This is a genomic window from Clostridium sp. (assembly GCF_030532265.1).
Classification (GTDB): domain Bacteria; phylum Bacillota; class Clostridia; order Clostridiales; family Clostridiaceae; genus Clostridium.
On sequence record NZ_JAUNLM010000057.1, the window covers coordinates 1 to 328 of the forward strand.

Here is a 328-nt window from a genome sequence, read left to right on the forward strand (position 1 = left end):
TGACTTGGTTTATCTCTTAAATTCATTGGTTCATCAATTATTCTAGCCTTTGCAATAGTACTAATTATATCCTTATCAGTTAAAGCTATATTACCTTTATTTTTTATGCCTATTTCATTTAATTTACCAAAAAATTCATTAGAATTTAAAATTTCATTTAATATATATTTGGTACTTTTTCCACTAATCAATTGATTTAACCAATAATTTAAGCCTGCTTCATCAGCTTCTCTTCCTAAAACACCTTGAAACATGCATTTAATAACCTGTTCATTAGTATAATTTTTAGATTTAAATTCATCACTATTTATCATAATTTCTAAAACAT

At 23.8% G+C, this 328-nt stretch carries 1 protein-coding gene; it reads right to left on the bottom strand.

Going from position 1 to position 328, the window contains the following annotated elements; translation table 11 throughout:
• Window positions 1-328 (bottom strand): DUF4214 domain-containing protein (locus Q4E08_RS10200; protein WP_303130721.1); only part of this gene is annotated, 328 nt, incomplete at both ends.